Origin of the sequence: Pedobacter sp. MR2016-19, from assembly GCF_014947265.1 — a bacterium.
Classification (GTDB): domain Bacteria; phylum Bacteroidota; class Bacteroidia; order Sphingobacteriales; family Sphingobacteriaceae; genus Pedobacter.
Genome location: NZ_JADCNK010000005.1, coordinates 78,047 through 97,427 on the forward strand (window position 1 = coordinate 78,047; position 19,381 = coordinate 97,427).

The following is a 19,381-nucleotide window of genomic DNA, read 5'->3' on the forward strand; positions in this document are numbered from 1 at the left end:
ACTTTGCAGCATACATATTAACCAAAATAAAATGTCTCATTTAAAATTTAATCCACGCACATTAATTTTGCTGTTGATGATATTGGCCATAACGGCATTCCGTTTATTGGTAACATTCAACTCTGATGAATTAAAGTTCGCCAATTTCTCATCAATAGGGGCTGTAGCTTTATTTGGAGGAGCCTATTTTAAAGATAATTTAAAAGCATTTGCCTTCCCGTTATTAAGCTTGTTCTTAAGTGATTTCATTTTATCGGCCACTATATTTAGCAAATACAGCAGTGGTTTTCTTTATGAAGGTTGGTATTGGACCTATATTGCCTTTGCTTTGATGGTATTGGTTGGTAGAATAATACTTAAAAATGTGAACATAGTAAATCTGTTGGCATCAACCTTAGTTATTGTTTTAATTCACTGGGTTGTGAGCGATATTGGTGTATGGTACCATAACCCTGCATATACGCAAGATATTGCCGGTTTTTGGGCGTGTTTGGTAAAAGCTATTCCTTTCGAAATCAGATTTTTAGAAGGAACTGTAATTTACGGCGCATTACTTTTTGGAGCTTTCGAAATCTTGAAAGCAAAATACCCGGTATTAAAGCTGCAAACGCAAAAGTTATAATTAACTGATTGGTGGTTCACTAAACAAAAAAAATAGAAATCCTCTTTTGATTCGATTCAAAAGAGGATTTTTTTTAACTTAGAAAATCAATTCCATTTTACCTATTACATCTTACCTCCAAATGAAAGTTGTTTCCTTTTTACCTGCTGCTACCAAAATGATTTACGATATGGGCCTGCAAGAATACCTACATGGCGTAACATTCGAATGCCCTAAAGAGGCAGTAGATCAACCAAAAGTTGTCCGCTGTATCCTCGAAGGTAAAAATTATTCAAGCATTGAAATCGATCGCATATTTTCAGCTTCAAAAGCGCAGGGTAAAAGTTTGTATTGGGTAGATGATGAACTATTAGAAAGTATTTCACCGGATGTAGTTTTTACACAGGATATATGTGAAGTTTGCAACATCGATACCGTTTGTACCGAAACCGCAGTAATGAAGCTAAGCAAAACACCTACGCTGGTTCCTTTATCGCCAAATAACTTACAGGATGTATTCGAATGCGCTATTACCATTGCAAAAGCTTTGGGTAAGGAAGAAGTGGCTTTAAATTACCTTGCAGCCATGCAAAAGAAAACAGATTATATTTTAGATCAGCTTAGGGCCAACCGCGCACCTTTAAAAAGGATTATGCTGATGGAATGGATCGAGCCGATCTATAATTGCGGACATTGGATTCCTTTTCAGATTGCTGCTGCTGGCGGGGTTGATATGCTTTCGAACCCTGCGGGTGATTCGATTGTTACCCAATGGGAAAAGATTCTGAAGTATAATCCCGAGGTTTTAGTGATTGCCCCGTGTGGGTTTGATCAAAAAAGAAGTCTTGAAGAAATGGCGCTGCTCACCTCGAAACCAGGATGGGATAATTTAGAAGCGGTAAAAAATAATCAGGTTTACATTGCCGACTTTGATATGTTTACCCAACCAAGCATTGGTACTTTGGTAGAAGGTATTGAAGCTTTAGCTTGTATGTTCCACCCGGAGATTTTTAAAGCTGATGAAAATATGGCTAAGAAGTTTATCAATTACGCGCAATCACTACAATCAGTGTAATATTATATGAAATTAGTTGTGTTAACAGGAGCAGGGATCAGTGCCGAAAGTGGGTTAAAAACTTTTAGGGATGCCGATGGCCTTTGGGAAGGTTATAATGTATACGATGTAGCTACGCCAGAAGCCTGGGAAAGAAATCCGGAATTAGTACAGGAGTTCTATAACGAAAGAAGAAGACAGGTTTTAGCGGCAAAACCCAACCATGCCCATCATTTATTGGCAGAACTGGAAAAAGATTTTGATGTAGAAATTATTACCCAAAATATTGATGATTTGCATGAAAGGGCAGGATCAACCAAAGTTACCCATCTTCATGGTGTAATTACCAAATCGCAATCCGATTTAAAATCAGAATTAGTTTATCCCATTACAGGCGCTGAAATTAAAATGGGCGAGTTATGCGAATTCGGTTCTCAGCTCAGGCCCCATGTAGTTTGGTTTGGTGAAGCCGTTCCGATGATAGAAGTAGCGGCTAAACTTTGTAAACAGGCCGACGTATTTGCAATTATTGGTACATCATTAGCCGTTTATCCGGCAGCAGGCCTGATAGACTTTGTGCCATCTGTGATCGACAAATACATCATTGATCCTAAGACACCAGATGTAAAACGTTATAAAAAGGTAATCAACATCGAGAAAAATGCAGTCGAAGGTGTTGCAGAACTAAAAGAACTATTATCGAATGCCAGATAAAAAGATTTGTATTTTTAACTGGAGTGGAGGTAAAGATAGTACTTTGGCACTCCACTACGCCCTACAGGAACCAACTATAGAAATCCGTTACCTCATTACCACGGTCACAGAAAAGTACAATAGAGTATCCATGCATGGTGTTAGAGAAGCCCTGCTGATTAAACAAGCTGAAAGCATTGGTATTCCATTGTATCAGATCCGTTTAGGAGAAATGCCTGATATGGAAACCTACGATCGTACAATGAAACAACACCTGGCTAAGTTTAAAGAAGAAGGCATTACCCACTCTATTTTTGGTGATATCTTTCTGGAGGATTTACGAACATACCGCGAAAACAAATTAGCAGAAATAGGAATTACTGCAATTTTTCCATTGTGGCAGAAAGATACTAAAGAATTAATTGAAGAATTCTTAAACCTGAGCTATAAAACCATCATAGTCTGCACACAACAAAATCTCGAAAACTTTTGTGGAAAAGTAATCAGCATGGATTTAATTAATCAATTACCTGCAGAAATTGACCCTTGCGGAGAAAACGGAGAGTTCCATACATTCGCCTTTGAGGGACCAATATTTAGGAATAAAATCGCTTTTAACATAGGTGAGAAGGTATTCAGAACTTATAATACACCAAGGAAAACGGATGAAAATGAAGATTTAGCATGCCAAACCTCAGTACTTTCCGGATTCTGGTATTCCGACTTAGTGGAATAATTTTCCATTTTCAAAACATTTTGGCATCATTTTTTCTTTAGTACTATTAATTAACTAAATCACACATCCATTGAAACCTGTTTAGCGAGGTTAGGTAGCTGAACAAGTGTCATTTAAAAAATTAAAAGTTATGAAAAAGATATTGGTAGTAATCGCATTAAGTTCTTCAGTTTTATTTGCTTGTAACAATAAAGCAAAAGAAGAAGCTGCATTAAAACAACAACAAGCTGAAAAGGAATTAGCCATTAAAGCAGTAAAAGACAGTTTAAGGTTAGATAGCTTTAATAAAGCTGCTGCTGCAAAAGTGGAGCAGGAAAAAGAGGCTAAACATCAGGCAGAATTAATAGCAGCCAGAAAGGCAGGAGCAGCGTCGTCAAGATCATCAAGATCGTATGCAAGCTCTGGTGGTAGTTCAAGTGCTGCTTATGGTGGTACGCAACCAACTGCTAAGAAAAAAGGCTGGAGCGATGCCGCTAAAGGCGCAGTAATCGGTGGTGTTGGTGGTGCCGTTGGTGGTGCTTTAATCGATAAGAAAAAAGGTAGAGGTGCCATAATCGGCGGATTAGTTGGAGCTGGTGGCGGTTATTTGATCGGTAGAGGCGAAGACAGAAAATCTGGTCGGGTACAGCCTAAAAACTAATCTTTTTTTTAAAAGATATGAAAGTCCTGGTTTACATCAGGACTTTTTTTATGTCTAATAAAAAATGATTAATATATTTAAAGAAAAAAGAACCCATGACAGAAATCCCTACCGCTGATAAAGGACAGATTCAACACTTCGTAATGTTTTGGTTAAAACCTCAACTGACTAAAACTGAAATCGCAGATTTCGCCAATTTCTTCGAAAGTTTAAAACCAATAAAATATATCAAAACATTAAGTTATGGACTAGCAGCTAATACACCTGTACGCCCCGTAACTGATAACTCTTTTACTTATTCGCTAACTATTACATTTGCCAACATCGCAGATCATAATGCTTACCAGGAAGATAAAACGCATTTAGATGCGGTAGAAAAATTCTCTCAAAACTGGTACAGGGTAGTTGTACATGATACAGTGGTTTCTGTTTAAAACCCATTGTTATTTCGGTTCCAACTGATAAATATACATTTTAACCACAGATGCACACGGATAAACACAGATTTTATTTAATTGCAGCTTATCTTGCCTAATGCCTAGAGATTTGTGTTTGATAAACAAAGGAATTGTGGTGTAGGAACTGGTGATCGTCATTTCGACTGAAGCGCAGCGAATGGAGAAATCTTTAAACTGTGGTAAAAGATTTCTCCACTGCGGTCGAAATGACGACCTTTGCATAGAATTTTATTGAAAGATGTTTTTTATAAAGTAATTCTTGTTTCATCCCAAAATCACTAAACCTCCCATTTATTTGGCTAAATCAAGTGTCAAAATTATATTTTGTATAATAATTCAAAAACCAATATATCAATAACTTAAATTACTTTATCTTAATAAAAACTATCAATACCACCTTTATTTAACTGCAAAAACACCTTTAAATTCAGAATATAATTTTGAATAACATATTAATAAGCTTTAAATCAGATCATTGAGATAATTATTTTTAATATTGATGCCTGTTGTATGCTGCTGTAAAGTCGGTACGCATAATTTTAAACTTAGCAATAACAGTCTGTATAAATTCTTCATCCAAAATTTCGAATACATCATTTACGCCTCCTCCACTCAGGTCAAGCTCAGCCAGTTTATAACTTTGCTCAAAAGTACCCTGTTCAAATTTGATGATGAATTTCTGGTTCATCGAAAAAATGGTAATCTTACATTCCGGGTGCGGAAGTTCTGCTACTACTCTCATTTATTTTTATATTTATTTACGATTCAATACATACACCATTAAGCGTGCCCCAACTATCTATAATGGAGAAACGGGCAAACAACTCTTCTTTATACCATTTACGCTCCCTGGTGAGTTTAATAACGTCTGAATGATCGTGTGATTGGTAAGCGTAAGCCTTCATGCTTTCAGCGCTTTCCCATATCGAAAAAGTAGCCTGGTCAAAAAATGGATTTTCTCCTACACCAGCAGATAAGATAAAACCAGGGGCAACCCGCATAGCATCAGCCGCTCTTTTAATATTCTGCCTGAACTCATTTAGCTTGTTAAATTTAATCGCAGCTCTGGTAATTACGGCAATCTTTCCGGTGTAAGTTTTGCTTGTTTTTTCAACTTTAAATGGCTCTATTTTTGACCATAAGCCATGACTGGATAAAGGGTTTAGTAAGATGGTAAAACTTTCAATTCCAAAGAAACTAAACCATTTCATCACAAAAGAATCACGATAAAAATTATCACAATCTATACGGTTATCCCAGGTCGTAAGTACCGCCCAGTGTTTATAATCTGGTGCAAGATCTACCTGAGCATCTTTTCCACTTCCCATTAATTTCCAAAACCTACACTTTTTATTTAACCATAAGGGAAACCTTAAAACCACCATCCCAATAAAGGCAAAAGGGATGGTAAAGCCACGGAATTTGGTAATGGTTAATGCTACAATCATAAATTGGTGGTTGATTTGCCAAAACTAAGGAATTTAAAGATAGCTTATCGTTCAAATTTTCGTCATTAAAACCAAAGTTTATGTACATCTCACAAATCATGATTAACTTTGAATTACACAAAATAGAAAATGGCAGAAGATTTAGTTATTACCAGAGATACTTCAAAAGAAGAACAATATCAATCCATCATCCCTCAAATTGAAGCATTATTGCATGGCGAAACAGATTTTATCGCCAACCTGGCAAACGTTGCTGCAGCACTTAAAGAGCAGTTTGGTTGGTTTTGGGTAGGGTTTTATTTGGTAAAGCAGGATGAGCTGGTACTTGGGCCTTTCCAGGGTCCTGTGGCTTGTACGAGGATTAAAAAAGGAAAAGGTGTTTGTGGATCTTCCTGGGCAGAAGCCAAAACCATCATTGTACCAGATGTGGAGGAATTCCCCGGACACATTGCCTGCGCATCAGCTTCAAAGTCAGAAATCGTTCTGCCATTAATCGTTAACAGTGAGGTGATTGGCGTGCTTGATGTAGATAGCGAAGTGTTGAATAAATTTAATGAAACGGATCAACTTTATTTAGAGCAGGTTATCGCTATTTTGTTAAATAGATAATTTACATCTGATATTGAAATTAAAGCCAGAATATTACCTAAATGAGGATGTTGTAGGTCTTGCCAAAGATTTACTCGGTAAGGTTTTGTACACGAAAATCGGTGATGAAATCACTGCGGGAATAATCGTAGAAACAGAAGCCTATTTTGGAATTAAAGACAAGGCGTCTCATGCTTATGGCGGTCGCCGCACCAACCGCACCGAAACCATGTACGGTTCGGGTGGCATTGCCTACGTATACCTCTGTTATGGCATGCATCATCTTTTTAATGTGGTTACTTCCGTCGAAAATGATCCTCATGCAGTTTTGATCAGGGGTATTGAGCCTTTGGTTGGTATAGAAATTATTGAAGAACGGAGAAATATGCCTCATACAAAAGGTGCTATTTCTGCTGGACCCGGATCTGCGGCAAAAGCATTAGGGATCGATAAAACCTTTAACGCAAAAAATCTTTCTGGTGATGATATCTGGATCGAAGATCATGGTGTAAAATATAATGAAGAAGATATTGCGGCTACACCGCGTGTAGGTATTGCTTATGCTAAAGAGCATGCTTTGCTGCCCTGGCGATTCTTTGTTAAAGGTAATAAATATGTAAGTAAACCAAATAAGGTTTAATCACCAGAAACATTTTACCGCACTTCCTGTTGTCTTTATAAAACAAAATAAAGATGAAAAACGAGAAAAATATAGCTATCCTTAAAGAAATGGCCGAAAGTGTGAGAACGTGTATGTTTACCACATTTTCTTCATCAGATGAATTTGGAAGCAGACCAATGGGAACTGCGAAAATCGAAGACGATGGTAGTTTGTGGTTTTACACAAACGAATATTCGCTGAAATCAAAAGAAATTTCAAAAGAAAATAATGTATTGCTGGCCTACAGCGATCCATCCAATAATACGTACCTTACCGTTAAGGGTAAAGCTGAGCTTGTGGATGATAAAGTTCGTAAAGAAGCGTATTTCTCACCATTTGTGAAAGCATGGTTTCCGGATGGAGTCGAAGACCCAAGATTAATCCTGATTAAAGTTACTCCGGAAGAGGCAGAATACTGGGATGCTTCATCGTCTAAAATTGTTGTATTATTCAGCATGTTAAAAGCAGTTGTTACTGGTGATACGCCAGACTTAGGCAAGCACGATACAATTAAATTTTAAAAGCATTAAATAAATCGAAAAGCAGGATTGGGAACAATGCCTGCTTTTTTTGTAGTTTTGAGCCAATGAATTTCGAAAATAACCTATCATTCGCACAAAAATTTGATGAAGCTGATCAGCTCCGTCATTTCAGGTCTCAGTTCTTATTCCCAAACCACAACAGAAAAGATTTTATTTATCTGTGTGGCAATTCATTAGGGCTTCAACCTAAAGTTGCATCTGAAGTTTTGAAAGGTCAGCTCGATAACTGGGCAAACTATGCTGTGGAGGGATGGTTTGATGGAAACGAACCCTGGATGTTCTACCATAAGGCACTTAAAAAGTTAATGGCCCCGATTGTTGGCGCATTACCAGCTGAAGTTTGCCCGATGAATACTTTGACTGTAAATCTCCATTTGTTAATGGTTAGCTTTTATCAGCCCAAAGGCAAACGCTTCAAAATCATTATGGAAGGCGGAGCATTCCCATCCGATCAGTACGCAATAGAAAGTCAGGTGAGATTTCATGGTTTTGACCCAAAAGAAGCGATTATAGAGGTTTTTCCAAAAGAAGGCGAAGAAATACTCTGCACTGAAGATATCATAGCTAAAATCAAAGAGAATGCTGATGAAATCGCCTTGGTTTTATTTGGCGGGATAAATTACTACACCGGGCAATGGTACGACATGGAAACCATTACCAAAGCAGGGCATGAAATCGGGGCAATTGTAGGCTGGGATCTGGCGCATGCCGCAGGTAATGTTCCTGTTAAATTGCATGATTGGGATGTTGATTTTGCCTGCTGGTGCTCATACAAATATCAAAACTCAGGTCCGGGAGGAATAAGCGGAATCTTTGTTCACGAAAAACATTTCAGTAATACCCAATTGAATCGCTTTGCAGGGTGGTGGGGTTACCAGGAAAGTAAACGCTTTAAAATGGAAAAAGGTTTTGTTCCGGAAGCAGGTGCTGATGGCTGGCAGGTGAGCTGTACGCAGGTAATGCCAATGGCTTTATATCATGCTTCGCTACAGATTTTCGAAAAAGCAGGTTTCATAGCGCCATTAAGAGAGAAAAGTATTAATTTAACTGCTTATCTTGAATTCATTATAAATGAAGTGAATAAGGATTTAGGATTTGAGCAATATAAAATCATCACACCAAATAATCCTAAAGATAGAGGAGCACAGTTATCCATCATTGCCCAGCGTAGCGGTAAGCAAATTTTTGATGGTTTAATGAACAATCATGTACTCGGCGATTGGCGCGAACCTGATGTAATTCGTTTAAGTGCTGTTCCACTTTATAACTCTTTCGAAGATATTTACTTAGCCGGAAAGGCGCTACTAAAAGTGAGTAAAGATATTTTAACGTAGAAAAGAATAAAAAATGATTAACTACAACCCTAAAGACTGGAGTACCTTCATTTTTCATATTGATAAAAGCGACACCTTTAGAAAGCTTTGGCCTTTAATGCTTGGAGTAGCTATATTTTCGGGGCTCGTTGCTTATGCTGAATTGAATTACTTTCAGCTTTCCAAAACGAGCAATGTAACTAATATTGGTATGATGCATAGCTTATTGGGCTTTGTTTTGTCGCTTTTATTGGTTTTCAGAACTAATACGGCTTATGATAGGTGGTGGGAAGGCAGGAAACTGCTTGGATCATTAACCAATGTAAGTCGTAACCTGGCTTTAAAGATTAAAGCACTTAAACTAACTGATGAGGATGTACGCTTTTTTGAATACGGCATTCCTAAATATGCTTTTGCGTTAAAAGAACATTTAAGAGAAAAAATGTATTTTGGGAAGAACAGTTTGTTGATAGAAGTTGAAGAAGGCAAACATGTTCCAAACCAGATAGCGGGTAGTTTAACCAACAGATTCTACGGGCTGTTAGAAAAAGGTTCGATTTCGCAGGAACAGTTTATTGTTCTTTCAAGTGACTTTAATCAGTTTACCGATATTTGTGGTGCCTGTGAAAGGATTAAAAACACTCCAATCCCGTTTTCTTACAGCGCATTTATTAAAAAATTTATTTTTGTTTATGTGATCACTTTACCCTTTGGTTGGGTGTTCAGTTTAGGTTATTTTGTGATACCAATTGTTCCCTTTATTCTCTATGTATTAGCGAGTTTGGAGCTGATAGCTGAAGAAATAGAGAACCCGTTTGGCTATGATGCGAATGATCTACCGGTAGATCAGATTTGTACCAATATCGAAAAACACTTAGGAGAGATTTTAGGCTAATGATCAAGATTGCCTGGCATCCGCTTTACGCGCACCCTTTACCTGAAGGGCATCGTTTTCCAATGTTGAAATATGAATTGATACCTGAACAGCTTTTGCACGAGGGAACTATAACATCGCATAATTTATTTAGCCCAGAGCCAGTTTCCGAAGATATTATACTCCTGTCTCACGAAAAAGCATATTGGGAACAGCTCAGGGATTTAACACTTTCAGCTAAAGACCAAAGACGGATAGGTTTTCCTTTAAATGCGCAACTCTTAGAACGTGAACTGAGGATTACAAAGGGTACAATTGATGCTGCTCATTTTGCAATAAGTAGTGGCATTGCCTTTAATGTTGCAGGAGGTACACATCATGCCGGCAGTAACTGGGGCGAAGGTTTTTGTTTATTAAACGATCAGGCTATTGCCGCTAATTACTTGTTAGCTAAAAAATTAGCCAATCGTATCTTAATTATTGATTTAGATGTGCATCAGGGAAATGGAACAGCAGAAATCTTTCGAAATGAGCCAAGGGTGTTTACTTTTTCAATGCATGGCGATAAAAATTTCCCTTTTAGAAAAGAAATTTCCAGTTTGGATGTTCCTTTAGAAGATGGCGTACAGGATGAAGAATACCTCTCTGTTTTAAAAGTCAATCTGAAAAAGGTTTTCGAAAGAGCCAAATCTGATTTTGTATTTTATTTATCTGGGGTTGATGTGCTTTCTACCGATAAGTTGGGTAAACTGTCACTCAGCAAAGCGGCATGCAAGGAACGCGACAGGATGGTGCTGCAGGCCTGTCAAGATAAAAACTTGCCTTTACAGGTTAGTATGGGTGGGGGATATTCAGCAGATATTAAGGACATCGTTGATGCGCATTGCAATACCTACCGATTGGCTTTTGATTTATTTGCATAAGCCATCCCTCAAAAAACATAATATCCTTATCTTCGCGGGAATATGTTGGAGATTATTTACCAGGACGAAAATTTAATTGCAATTAATAAACCCCACGGATTGTTGGTGCATCAATCATCAATTGCCAGAGATGCGACCGAATTTGCCTTGCAGATGCTGAGAGATCAGGTGGGCAAACACGTTAGTCCGGTTCATCGTTTAGATAGAAAGACGAGTGGAATCCTATTATTTTCTTTTGATAAACCTTCTGAAATTGCTATGCATCAACAATTTATGAATGCAGAGACAGATAAGAAATACCTGGCTATTCTGCGTGGTTTCACGCCTGATACCATGGATATTGACTATCCATTAGCTAAAGAAAACGGAACCATGCAAGATGCTTTCACCTCATTCAGAACACTTCAAAAAGCAGAGGTTGAAGTAGCTTTTGGCAAACATCCAACATCCCGCTACTCATTGGTAGAAGCTACCCCTAAAACCGGGCGAATGCATCAACTTAGGCGTCATTTTAGTCATATCTTACATCCAATTATTGGCGACAGGACACATGGCTGCAACAAACAGAATAAATTTTTCAAAGCGCAATGGGATATGACCACCATGTTACTGCATGCTTCTGAATTAGAGTTTATTCACCCCGTTACAAAGGAAAGAATCCATTTAAAAGCCGGTCTACATGAGGAATTTAAAAGAGTGATGGATTTCATGAAAATGAAACTTTAGCACAATTTTTAAAACCAAAATCTGTTTATATAACATCTATGATTAAATACTTACGTTTTACACTCCCCGTTTTAGTGCTTTTCGCAGCCAGTTGTTCTTCAGTTTATATGCCAAACGTTCCAAATACGCCTATGTTAAGTAAACAGGGCGAATTTAGCGGAGGCGCACACATTTCATTAAAAGGTAATGCCAGTGTTAATGGCGCTTATGCCGTTTCTGATCATATTGGTTTATTGTTTAGTGGTTCAAGAATGAACAGCGAAAGAAAAACCAAAGATTTTGGACATAAATTAATTGAGATCGGCGGTGGTTACTTTGATACCTTTGGTCCGGATAACAACCGTATTATTGAGGTTTATGCTGGCGTAGGTAAGGGTTGGAGTGACATTACCTACCGCGATTTTCAAAATGATGTTCTGATCAGCAGTGAATTGCAGGAAGTAGATTACAGAAAAACGTTTTTACAGGTAAATTATAGTTCGAAAAAGAAAAACAACCTGCGTTTGTTTGGAACCGACTTCCCGATCAGTTATGGTACTGCACTCAGAATTAGTCATATTAAAATGGACCGTTTCTTTTTAAATGGAGTTGTCCAACCAAAAGAAGACAATATTTTCTTTGAGCCGGTTTTCTTTACCCGCATGGCGCTGAGCAAAACCTTTCAGTTACAATATACCACGAGCAGTAATATTGGCCTAAAGAACCGCAAATACATGTCAGCTGGTAATTCTATCTTCACCATTGGTGTTGTGGTGAATGTTGGAGGGAAATAGCACCTGCTGTTATTCTGAGCGCAGCGAAGAATCTGTTTTGACTCAGCGTATATTAACTTCAATCTTCTGTTGAGCCTGGGGGAAGTCACAGGATCCACTATTCTTGGTTAAGGGATTTCGTCTGCGCTACCATTGACAGAATCTATCAGTACGGCCGTCATTCTCGCGCAGGCGGGAATCTTAAAGTGCTTGCATTACGATTCCCAATCAAGTTGAGAATGACGATTCCTCGCAGCCTATAGTTTCCTAAAAAATCTGTCATTCATATTGATTTTTATATAATAAATTATCCCTCAGAATGACAATTAAATAATCTTCAAATTTCTCGTTTTATTACTTATTCGCGTTATTTCGCCTGGAGCGAAGCGAAATGGAAAAATCTATCCATAAGAAATTCTGTTTGATAGATTTCTCCACTGCGGTCGAAATGACGAATTTATCTAAGGATGCATCTGCTCCACCTTCAAACTTCTTGTTTTATTCTGAAACCTTAAAAACAATAGGATAGAGGCTGTTAATAAACCTAAGGTTAACCCATACCAAATACCATTAACGCCTAAGTTAAAATGAAATCCCAATACATAACCAATAGGAATTCCAACTACCCAATAGGCTAAAAAAGTAATAAAGGTTGGAATGTTGACATCGCCTATGCCACGTAAAACACCTAATCCCACTACCTGGGTACCATCAAATAATTGAAAAAAGCCTGCAATAATTAATAGTTGTGCTGCAATAGGAATTACTGCTGCATCTTCGGTATAAATAAAGGGCATCATGTTATTTGCCAATACAAAAATTACCGCTGTACAGCACATAAACAATAAAATAACGTGATAACTGGCTATAGCAGATTTACGTAAATCGTCAAAATTTTTCTTTCCAAAGTTATTTCCGGTTTTAATGGTCGCTGCAGAAGCTACACCACTGGCAATCATATAAGTCATTGCAGCTAAACTAATGGCGATTTGATGTGCAGCCTGTTCTGTTGCACCAATGGTACCGATAAGCACTGCTGCTCCACTAAAAGCACTAATCTCAAAAGAATATTGCATGGCAACCGGCATTCCGATCTTTGCAATTTTAATTGCCCTTATTTTATCAAAAAACGTGGCTTTAAAACTCGTCAGGTACTTTTTAAAGTACTGTGAACGTAAAACGTAAAAACACATTACTGTAGCCATTAAAATCCTGTCAATTAAAGTACTTAAACCTACTCCGCTAACACCCATCGATTTAATGCCAAACATTCCTTTAACGAAAATAATTCCCAGAATGATATTGAGTGCATTTCCCCAGATCGAAACGAACATCGCCTGTCTGGTAAAACCTAAGCCCTCAGCAAACTGTTTAAAGGTCTGAAAAATCAATAATGGAATAATTGAAATTGATAAAAGATTCAGGTAGGGTTTTGCATAGCGTACTACTTCAGGGGTTTGTTCAAGTCGATCGATGACAAAAAATATCCCCAATTGAACCAGTATATATAAAAATATGCCTATACAGATATTAATTATTAAACTGTTTGATAGAAGTTTTCCGCATTCATCATAATTCTGACGGCCATTTTCCTGTGCAATCAATGGTGTTAAACCATAAGAAATACCCAGCCCAATTACAAGGATAAGCATAAATATACTGTTCACTAATGAAACAGCAGCCAATTGAATAGTATCTGTAAAATGACCTACAATAATACTATCAGCCATGTGTACCAGAGTATGACCAACCTGAGAACCTACAATTGGCAGTGCCAAGTGAAGATTTTCTTTATAATAAGGTTTATACCTGGTGTAAATTTTAGAAAACATAGTTTGCAAAGGTCGCGTTTTTAAAGCTCAAAAAGTAGGGATGTAGAAAAGTTAATCTCTAACGATCGTTCTTTCGACTGAAGCGCAGCGAAATGGAGAAATCTAAAGAGATAGATTTTTCTTCCGAATTTATGGGGCTGTGCTTCAGTTGAGATAGGGTAGCGCGAGGAATCGTCATTCCCAACTCGATAGCTATCTGGTCGATTGGGAATCTTAATGCCATAAGCCTAAAGATTAAGATTCCCACCTGCGCGGGAATGACGATTTTTCTAATTAAATTCTATTATAATTATATTCAACTACCTCACCGCTGTAAAATACTCTTCCTTTTCTGAAGTATGCGACTTAATTACATTGGTTAGGATTAAATTCACCAATACTTTTTGGGCTTTCCGATAAGAACTGCGTAATAGTTTGCTAAACTCTTTCAGTGTTATTTTTTCATTCTGCTCCAGGTATTCGAGCAATTTTTTCTCGTTCTCCGAGTAAGAGATTAACACGCCGTCATTTTTATATTCCTGTTTAAGGACTTCAACAATAATCCGGCTGGCTAAAACGCTTTTATCATCAATGCGGATATAAGCCCACCATTTTTTTTGAACATCAAGTGCATAATGCGGTTTGGTATCACTTTCAGGAATATTAACTACCAGCACTAATTTATCATCAACATAAATTTCCTCAAAGTAAGGTTCAATAGCAGGTTTACAGAACTGATGCGCAGAAGTTAAAATCATATATTTTTCTTCTTCTTCTGATTTCACACCTTTAATAGATCCATTATCGGCCACACCAATTAATAATTTACCACCTTTATTATTAGCAAAGGCAACCAAACTCTTGGCAATTTTCTCGGTATTGGTAATGGTTTTCTTAAAATCGAGCATAACGCCCTCACCCTGCAAAATTAAACTCTTAATACTCGGCATAATCTAAAAATTAGTAAGCAACTGTGGGCGTTTCGCCCTGATGCAGGTTTCGGATATATACTTCATTCATTACGGTCGCACACAGTTCACCATTCTTATTGGTTATTTCCATGGGGTAAGCCTTTACAAACTTTCCAATGGTTTTTAAGGCATGTTCTGCTTCAGCAAGCATGTCGTCAGTTACTGTTATAGTAAAATATAATGTAGAACGACCAGGTTTTAAATATTGTATAGAGGCGCTCTTTAACCACACACGTACTTTAAATCCCCGACGTTGCATCAACTGATCAAATAACAAGGCATAAAATGGGTCTGTAGCTGCATAAATAGTACCTCCAAAAATAGAGCCGTTATAATTTTTATTCAGAAAACTCTTGCTAAGCTTAACTGTACAGCTTCTAAATTCATTTTCAAATCTCTGAACCCAAATGCGTTGAAAAAATAGGGGTGGGTAAAAACGCATTACCCATTTAAGGGTATTTTGAGAAATTATCATACTTACTAATATCAGAAAGTTTTATCACCTTTTAAAGTTTTGGCCATGTTGTTTTAGTAATATTTCAGTAATTTAGATCATGCATGTTATGATACCCTTAGCGACGCTTTAACAGATTTGGATAGTTGTGGTTATAATTTAATTTTAATTGAAAATATATCTCGAGGCTGCAGAATAAATTAAAGATCCATCACAAATAGCAATTGTTTTATAACATAATCATTTAAAAATCAGTATTATCTGTCAAAAAATATCCTTTTTGAAGAAAAAAAATAAAACCAAATGATTAGAAGGTTGTTAGGATGATAGATAACAATAAAAACTATGAAAAAAATAATCTTAAGTCTTGCTTTTGCGGGTTCTCTTATGATAGCCACATCAGCATGCAATTCGTCAAAAAATATGGCTGGTTCTTCAGACAGCACTAAAACGGATTCGACAACAACGGCACCAATGGATACAACATCTAAAAAAATGCCAGACACGACAACAAAAATGCCAACTGACACTACAAAAAAGAACCCTACTATGTAGGATCTTAAAAGCCACTCTAACGCAGAGTGGCTTTTATTTTTAAAAATCTATTTTAAATATTTGTGTTATTGCGTACTTTCAGCGTTTAAACCAAATAATTAAATGGATTCTCAAGCAAAAACCAACAGCCGCAATGTAATTTTCTTAGTTATTGTAGCTGCTCTGGGCTATTTCGTCGATATTTACGATCTTGTTCTATTTTCTGTTGTAAGGGTAAAAAGTTTTACCGATATCGGTATTTCTGCAGCACATATGCGTACCGAAGGGGAGTATGTAATCAATATGCAGATGTTCGGTTTATTGCTTGGTGGCTTGCTTTGGGGAATCATCGGCGACAAATTCGGCAGAATCAAAGTATTATTTGGATCAATTTTAATGTATTCGTTAGCAAATTTAGCCAATGGTTTTGCTACGGATGTACATACTTATGCCATTATCAGGCTTATAGCAGGTATTGGTTTGGCAGGGGAGTTAGGCGCAGGCATTACCCTTGTTACTGAAACCATGGACAAAGAAAAGCGTGGCTATGGTACTATGGTGGTGGCTGGCATCGGTTTACTGGGAGCAGCAGCAGCAGCTACCATAGGAAAACATTTTACCTGGCAAACCTCTTATTTTGTAGGAGGCGGCATGGGACTATTACTGCTACTTTTACGCGTTGGCACTTTCGAATCTGGAATGTTCAAACATGCTGAGCAAAGTTCAGAAGTTTCGAAAGGCAACTTTTTTATGCTTTTTTCTAACCGGAAGCGGTTTTTAAAGTACCTGGCCTGTATCTGTTTAGGGCTTCCACTTTGGTTTATTGTAGGTATTTTAGTTACTCAATCGCCAGAGATTGGAAAAGCACTTGGTGCAAAAGAACTGCTTAATGCCGGTACAGGCATTATGTACACTTACTTCGGTATCGCCATCGGCGACGTAGTATGTGGCTTTTTGGCACAGGTATTAAAGTCACGCAGAAAAACAGTCCTTATTTTTCAAAGTCTGTCGGTAATTACAGTAATTGTTTATTTAACCAGTACAGGTTTAACAGAAAGTAGCTTTATCCTGATCTGCCTGTTTATGGGCTTTGCAGTTGGCTATTGGGCAACGTTTGTAACTATTGCCGCTGAACAGTTTGGCACTAACATCCGTTCGACCGTGACCACCACAGCTCCAAACTTTGTGCGTGGGGCATTAATTCCGATTACATTTGTTTTTGAATTTTTTGTGCACCGTTACAACATTATTTCGGCTGGTTTTATTGTCATGGGAATTGTTACCGTGATCGCCATGATTTCGGTTATCTATTTAAAAGAAAGCTTTAATAAAGACCTTAACTATTTAGAAAACTAATTTAGGACTCTGGATTAACAGCAATGTCAATAAAATGTACTATCTAAACATAAATCAATATAGCTGGTTTAATAGGGTTAAATTTGTACAGAAATAGAAAGAGCCGTCATGTTTAAAGAAGAAGTAGCAGAGAGATATAAGCAAATTCAGGATGAAATTTGCCGTGGATTGGAAATTGCCGATGGCAAAGGAAAATTTGAAGAGGAACTGTGGGAGAGAAGCGGCGGGGGAGGTGGACGTACCCGGATTATGCAAAATGGTGCTATTATCGAAAAGGGTGGTGTAAATTTCTCTGCTGTACATGGAAAGCTTCCTGAAGCGGTAAAAAAAGCCTTTAATGTGACAGAAGATGATTTTTTTGCCACTGGTGTTTCTATTGTGATCCATCCAAATCATCCTTTGGTACCAATCATCCACATGAATATTCGCTATTTTGAACTCAATGAAGAAACGCGTTGGTTTGGTGGCGGTATTGATTTAACGCCACATTATGTTTTCGAAAACGATGCCCGTTTCTTTCACCATAAACTAAAACAGGCTTGTGACGATTTCGGTGCTGAGTTTTATCCAAAATTCAAAACACACGCTGATGATTATTTTTTTATTAAACACCGTGAAGAAACGCGTGGTATTGGCGGTATTTTTTACGATCGTTTAAAACCTGAAAACACAAATTTATCATGGGAGCAGATTTTAGACTTTTCCATTAATATTGGTGAAACATTTTTGCCGATTTATACCGAATTAATCGACCGTAACCGGGATAAAGAATTTACCGAAGCACAGAAAGAATGGCAATACCAACGCCGTAGCCGTTATGTAGAATTTAATTTAGTTTACGATTCCGGAACTAAATTCGGACTGGAAACCAATGGACGGATTGAGTCTATTTTAATGAGTTTACCACCACAGGCCAACTGGGGTTATAATGTTCAACCAGAAGCTAATTCTGATGAATACAAAACCCAACAACTGCTTAAAAAAGGGATCAACTGGGTTTAGGAATTCGGTCATCTCGATTCGATAGCTATCGAATGAAGCGCAGCGGAATGGAGGGATATGCCATGATAGATTTAGCTTCGCTGAGCACTTACGTGGTTCTCGGTTGCGTCCTACTCTGCTCGAAATGACGGTAAATTGGGAAATCAAAACAAAGTTAGCGGTGCTGATACCTCGTGAAAACCAGCTTTCAGTTTTCCAATTCTAAAATCATTTACAACATTGTGAGCCATGCGGGTTGGTTCGGGAATGCGATAATTTCCGACACAGTTTTTAATGATCGTTAAGCTTTGATCAGCAGTAATTAAATGACCAGCGGATACATAAACAGGTGCGCAATTGATTTTTGTTTTCAATGCAAAACCAAGGAGCTCGCCTGTATTATTTTTAATTTCTGAAGTGTTATATCTGACATTTTCTGGCTGGTGATCTTTTCCGTGCAAGAGGCTTTTTGCGCAGCCAATTGTGCTTTGATTAGCTAATATTCCAAAATGTGAAGCAACGCCCATACGGCGTGGATGCAAAATTCCATTGCCATCCAGCACTACAACATCTGGTTTTTCGACTATCAATTCCCAAACTTTTAATAATGCCGGAACTTCCTTAAAACCCAAAAATCCTGGCTTGTATGGAAAATTAGTTTCGTAGGTTTCCAGTGCAAAAGATTTCAATACCATACTGGGATAACTTAATATCACAATTCCGGCATACATCGTAGAACTGTTTTTGTTGAAAGAAATATCAGCGCCTGCAATGGTTTCTATTTTATCAAGCGGTTGAAATTTTAATTGTTTAGCCAGTTCAATTTGATAAGCGGTAGCCTCTTCGAAGCTGTAGTGTTCGTACATGGCTTTAGTACAAGTTAATGCTGCAAATTGTTTGACTAAACCTAAGTGTAACGATAAAATTAAAAGGGCCGCATCCAGATACAGATGGCTTGTTCCAGCCGAAATCCCCAACAACCATGAACCATTTTGATTTGGGAAGAATACTAAAACGCTCATCGTTGTTATCCTTAATATAAACGAATGAAGCACTTCACCAAAAGTGAAGAAAAATCCCAAAAATTGTCATCGAATGTTTTATAAACATTTCACTATATTTATCAAACAGATCACAAAGAAGAGTTGTTAAGAATTGTAGCAGCTGCTGGAGCCTTCGAGAAATAGTGTTTATAAATTAATTGTCCTATAATTAATATTATGTTAAGTTGTGTTTTCTAACACTATCCTATTCTCGTTAGATTC

23 protein-coding genes are annotated in these 19,381 nt (G+C 37.5%); 17 read left to right on the forward strand and 6 right to left on the reverse strand.

Features of this window, described 5'->3' with window-relative positions; translation table 11 throughout:
- Positions 1-31 precede the first annotated feature (31 nt).
- From IM793_RS09180 to IM793_RS09205, 6 genes are all read left to right on the forward strand, one after another.
- Entirely contained in the window at positions 32-622 is a 591-nt protein-coding gene (locus IM793_RS09180; RefSeq protein WP_193420697.1) for a DUF6580 family putative transport protein, read from the forward strand.
- Positions 623-743: 121 nt separating this feature from the next.
- A complete protein-coding gene (locus IM793_RS09185) occupies positions 744-1,676 on the forward strand; it encodes an ABC transporter substrate-binding protein (protein WP_193420698.1) in 933 nt (310 codons plus the stop codon).
- Positions 1,677-1,682: 6 nt separating this feature from the next.
- Positions 1,683-2,369 (forward strand): Sir2 family NAD-dependent protein deacetylase, encoded by a 687-nt coding sequence (locus tag IM793_RS09190; RefSeq protein WP_193420699.1) that lies wholly within the window; start codon positions 1,683-1,685, stop codon positions 2,367-2,369.
- Complete coding sequence (locus IM793_RS09195; RefSeq protein ID WP_193420700.1) at positions 2,359-3,084, forward strand: diphthine--ammonia ligase; 726 nt, start codon at positions 2,359-2,361, stop codon at positions 3,082-3,084. Before IM793_RS09190 ends, IM793_RS09195 begins: the two co-directional genes overlap by 11 nt.
- Before the next feature lie 130 nt (positions 3,085-3,214).
- Positions 3,215-3,724 carry a YMGG-like glycine zipper-containing protein gene (locus IM793_RS09200; RefSeq protein ID WP_193420701.1) on the forward strand — a complete coding sequence of 170 codons (510 nt, stop codon included), beginning with the start codon at positions 3,215-3,217 and terminating at the stop codon, positions 3,722-3,724.
- 95 nt (positions 3,725-3,819) lie between these two features.
- The gene (locus IM793_RS09205; RefSeq protein ID WP_193420702.1) at positions 3,820-4,158 is read left to right on the forward strand and encodes a Dabb family protein; all 339 of its coding nucleotides are present in this window, start codon (positions 3,820-3,822) and stop codon (positions 4,156-4,158) included.
- Positions 4,159-4,672: 514 nt separating this feature from the next.
- Here IM793_RS09205 and IM793_RS09210 read toward each other — a convergent pair.
- Entirely contained in the window at positions 4,673-4,924 is a 252-nt protein-coding gene (locus IM793_RS09210) for a hypothetical protein (protein ID WP_147230439.1), read from the reverse strand.
- A gap of 16 nt (positions 4,925-4,940) precedes the next feature.
- On the reverse strand, positions 4,941-5,630 hold the full coding sequence (locus IM793_RS09215; RefSeq protein WP_193420703.1) for a DUF3291 domain-containing protein: 690 nt from the start codon (positions 5,628-5,630) through the stop codon (positions 4,941-4,943).
- Positions 5,631-5,759: 129 nt separating this feature from the next.
- On the opposite strand from IM793_RS09215, the gene IM793_RS09220 reads away from it, so the two are divergent.
- The 8 genes from IM793_RS09220 (at position 5,760) to IM793_RS09255 (ending at position 12,030) form a co-directional block, all read left to right on the forward strand.
- Positions 5,760-6,239: a GAF domain-containing protein gene (locus IM793_RS09220; RefSeq protein WP_193420704.1), complete on the forward strand. Its 480-nt coding sequence runs from the start codon at positions 5,760-5,762 to the stop codon at positions 6,237-6,239.
- Between the two features lie 13 nt (positions 6,240-6,252).
- Positions 6,253-6,858 carry a DNA-3-methyladenine glycosylase gene (locus IM793_RS09225; protein WP_193420705.1) on the forward strand — a complete coding sequence of 202 codons (606 nt, stop codon included), beginning with the start codon at positions 6,253-6,255 and terminating at the stop codon, positions 6,856-6,858.
- 53 nt (positions 6,859-6,911) lie between these two features.
- Positions 6,912-7,400 (forward strand): pyridoxamine 5'-phosphate oxidase family protein, encoded by a 489-nt coding sequence (locus tag IM793_RS09230; RefSeq protein WP_121284823.1) that lies wholly within the window; start codon positions 6,912-6,914, stop codon positions 7,398-7,400.
- Between the two features lie 65 nt (positions 7,401-7,465).
- Positions 7,466-8,755, forward strand: coding sequence for a kynureninase (gene kynU / locus IM793_RS09235; RefSeq protein WP_193420706.1), 1,290 nt, complete (start codon positions 7,466-7,468; stop codon positions 8,753-8,755).
- Between the two features lie 13 nt (positions 8,756-8,768).
- Positions 8,769-9,629: a bestrophin family protein gene (locus IM793_RS09240; protein WP_193420707.1), complete on the forward strand. Its 861-nt coding sequence runs from the start codon at positions 8,769-8,771 to the stop codon at positions 9,627-9,629.
- Positions 9,629-10,531, forward strand: a complete 903-nt coding sequence (locus IM793_RS09245; protein WP_193420708.1) for a histone deacetylase — start codon at positions 9,629-9,631, stop codon at positions 10,529-10,531. Before IM793_RS09240 ends, IM793_RS09245 begins: the two co-directional genes overlap by 1 nt.
- 42 nt (positions 10,532-10,573) lie before the next feature.
- Positions 10,574-11,257, forward strand: coding sequence for a pseudouridine synthase (locus IM793_RS09250; RefSeq protein WP_193420709.1), 684 nt, complete (start codon positions 10,574-10,576; stop codon positions 11,255-11,257).
- Between the two features lie 38 nt (positions 11,258-11,295).
- The gene (locus IM793_RS09255; protein ID WP_193420710.1) at positions 11,296-12,030 is read left to right on the forward strand and encodes a hypothetical protein; all 735 of its coding nucleotides are present in this window, start codon (positions 11,296-11,298) and stop codon (positions 12,028-12,030) included.
- Between the two features lie 440 nt (positions 12,031-12,470).
- Here IM793_RS09255 and IM793_RS09260 read toward each other — a convergent pair whose 3' ends face one another.
- The 3 genes from IM793_RS09260 to IM793_RS09270 form a co-directional block, all read right to left on the reverse strand.
- Positions 12,471-13,841 carry an MATE family efflux transporter gene (locus IM793_RS09260; protein ID WP_193420711.1) on the reverse strand — a complete coding sequence of 457 codons (1,371 nt, stop codon included), beginning with the start codon at positions 13,839-13,841 and terminating at the stop codon, positions 12,471-12,473.
- A gap of 299 nt (positions 13,842-14,140) precedes the next feature.
- On the reverse strand, positions 14,141-14,770 hold the full coding sequence (locus IM793_RS09265; RefSeq protein ID WP_193420712.1) for a helix-turn-helix domain-containing protein: 630 nt from the start codon (positions 14,768-14,770) through the stop codon (positions 14,141-14,143).
- A gap of 10 nt (positions 14,771-14,780) precedes the next feature.
- On the reverse strand, positions 14,781-15,266 hold the full coding sequence (locus IM793_RS09270) for a PaaI family thioesterase (RefSeq protein ID WP_193420713.1): 486 nt from the start codon (positions 15,264-15,266) through the stop codon (positions 14,781-14,783).
- Between the two features lie 324 nt (positions 15,267-15,590).
- Between IM793_RS09270 and IM793_RS09275 the strand changes: the two genes are divergently transcribed.
- From IM793_RS09275 to hemF, 3 genes are all read left to right on the forward strand, one after another.
- Positions 15,591-15,800 carry a coproporphyrinogen III oxidase gene (locus IM793_RS09275; protein ID WP_121284832.1) on the forward strand — a complete coding sequence of 70 codons (210 nt, stop codon included), beginning with the start codon at positions 15,591-15,593 and terminating at the stop codon, positions 15,798-15,800.
- A gap of 102 nt (positions 15,801-15,902) precedes the next feature.
- Entirely contained in the window at positions 15,903-17,135 is a 1,233-nt protein-coding gene (locus tag IM793_RS09280; protein ID WP_193420714.1) for an MFS transporter, read from the forward strand.
- Positions 17,136-17,243: 108 nt separating this feature from the next.
- On the forward strand, positions 17,244-18,137 hold the full coding sequence (gene hemF, locus IM793_RS09285; protein ID WP_193420715.1) for an oxygen-dependent coproporphyrinogen oxidase: 894 nt from the start codon (positions 17,244-17,246) through the stop codon (positions 18,135-18,137).
- 143 nt (positions 18,138-18,280) lie between these two features.
- Here the strand turns inward: hemF and IM793_RS09290 are convergent, their stop codons facing one another.
- Positions 18,281-19,138 (reverse strand): endonuclease V, encoded by an 858-nt coding sequence (locus tag IM793_RS09290; RefSeq protein WP_227256195.1) that lies wholly within the window; start codon positions 19,136-19,138, stop codon positions 18,281-18,283.
- Positions 19,139-19,381: the final 243 nt, after the last annotated feature.

Coding starts and splice junctions, on each gene's coding strand:
- IM793_RS09180 (WP_193420697.1), top strand. CDS start 32: ATGTCTCATTTAAAATTTAATCCACGCACATTAATTTTGCTGTTGATG.
- IM793_RS09185 (WP_193420698.1), top strand. CDS start 744: ATGAAAGTTGTTTCCTTTTTACCTGCTGCTACCAAAATGATTTACGAT.
- IM793_RS09190 (WP_193420699.1), top strand. CDS start 1,683: ATGAAATTAGTTGTGTTAACAGGAGCAGGGATCAGTGCCGAAAGTGGG.
- IM793_RS09195 (WP_193420700.1), top strand. CDS start 2,359: ATGCCAGATAAAAAGATTTGTATTTTTAACTGGAGTGGAGGTAAAGAT.
- IM793_RS09200 (WP_193420701.1), top strand. CDS start 3,215: ATGAAAAAGATATTGGTAGTAATCGCATTAAGTTCTTCAGTTTTATTT.
- IM793_RS09205 (WP_193420702.1), top strand. CDS start 3,820: ATGACAGAAATCCCTACCGCTGATAAAGGACAGATTCAACACTTCGTA.
- IM793_RS09210 (WP_147230439.1), bottom strand. CDS start 4,924: ATGAGAGTAGTAGCAGAACTTCCGCACCCGGAATGTAAGATTACCATT.
- IM793_RS09215 (WP_193420703.1), bottom strand. CDS start 5,630: ATGATTGTAGCATTAACCATTACCAAATTCCGTGGCTTTACCATCCCT.
- IM793_RS09220 (WP_193420704.1), top strand. CDS start 5,760: ATGGCAGAAGATTTAGTTATTACCAGAGATACTTCAAAAGAAGAACAA.
- IM793_RS09230 (WP_121284823.1), top strand. CDS start 6,912: ATGAAAAACGAGAAAAATATAGCTATCCTTAAAGAAATGGCCGAAAGT.
- kynU (WP_193420706.1), top strand. CDS start 7,466: ATGAATTTCGAAAATAACCTATCATTCGCACAAAAATTTGATGAAGCT.
- IM793_RS09240 (WP_193420707.1), top strand. CDS start 8,769: ATGATTAACTACAACCCTAAAGACTGGAGTACCTTCATTTTTCATATT.
- IM793_RS09245 (WP_193420708.1), top strand. CDS start 9,629: ATGATCAAGATTGCCTGGCATCCGCTTTACGCGCACCCTTTACCTGAA.
- IM793_RS09250 (WP_193420709.1), top strand. CDS start 10,574: ATGTTGGAGATTATTTACCAGGACGAAAATTTAATTGCAATTAATAAA.
- IM793_RS09255 (WP_193420710.1), top strand. CDS start 11,296: ATGATTAAATACTTACGTTTTACACTCCCCGTTTTAGTGCTTTTCGCA.
- IM793_RS09260 (WP_193420711.1), bottom strand. CDS start 13,841: ATGTTTTCTAAAATTTACACCAGGTATAAACCTTATTATAAAGAAAAT.
- IM793_RS09265 (WP_193420712.1), bottom strand. CDS start 14,770: ATGCCGAGTATTAAGAGTTTAATTTTGCAGGGTGAGGGCGTTATGCTC.
- IM793_RS09270 (WP_193420713.1), bottom strand. CDS start 15,266: ATGATAATTTCTCAAAATACCCTTAAATGGGTAATGCGTTTTTACCCA.
- IM793_RS09275 (WP_121284832.1), top strand. CDS start 15,591: ATGAAAAAAATAATCTTAAGTCTTGCTTTTGCGGGTTCTCTTATGATA.
- IM793_RS09280 (WP_193420714.1), top strand. CDS start 15,903: ATGGATTCTCAAGCAAAAACCAACAGCCGCAATGTAATTTTCTTAGTT.
- hemF (WP_193420715.1), top strand. CDS start 17,244: ATGTTTAAAGAAGAAGTAGCAGAGAGATATAAGCAAATTCAGGATGAA.
- IM793_RS09290 (WP_227256195.1), bottom strand. CDS start 19,138: ATGAGCGTTTTAGTATTCTTCCCAAATCAAAATGGTTCATGGTTGTTG.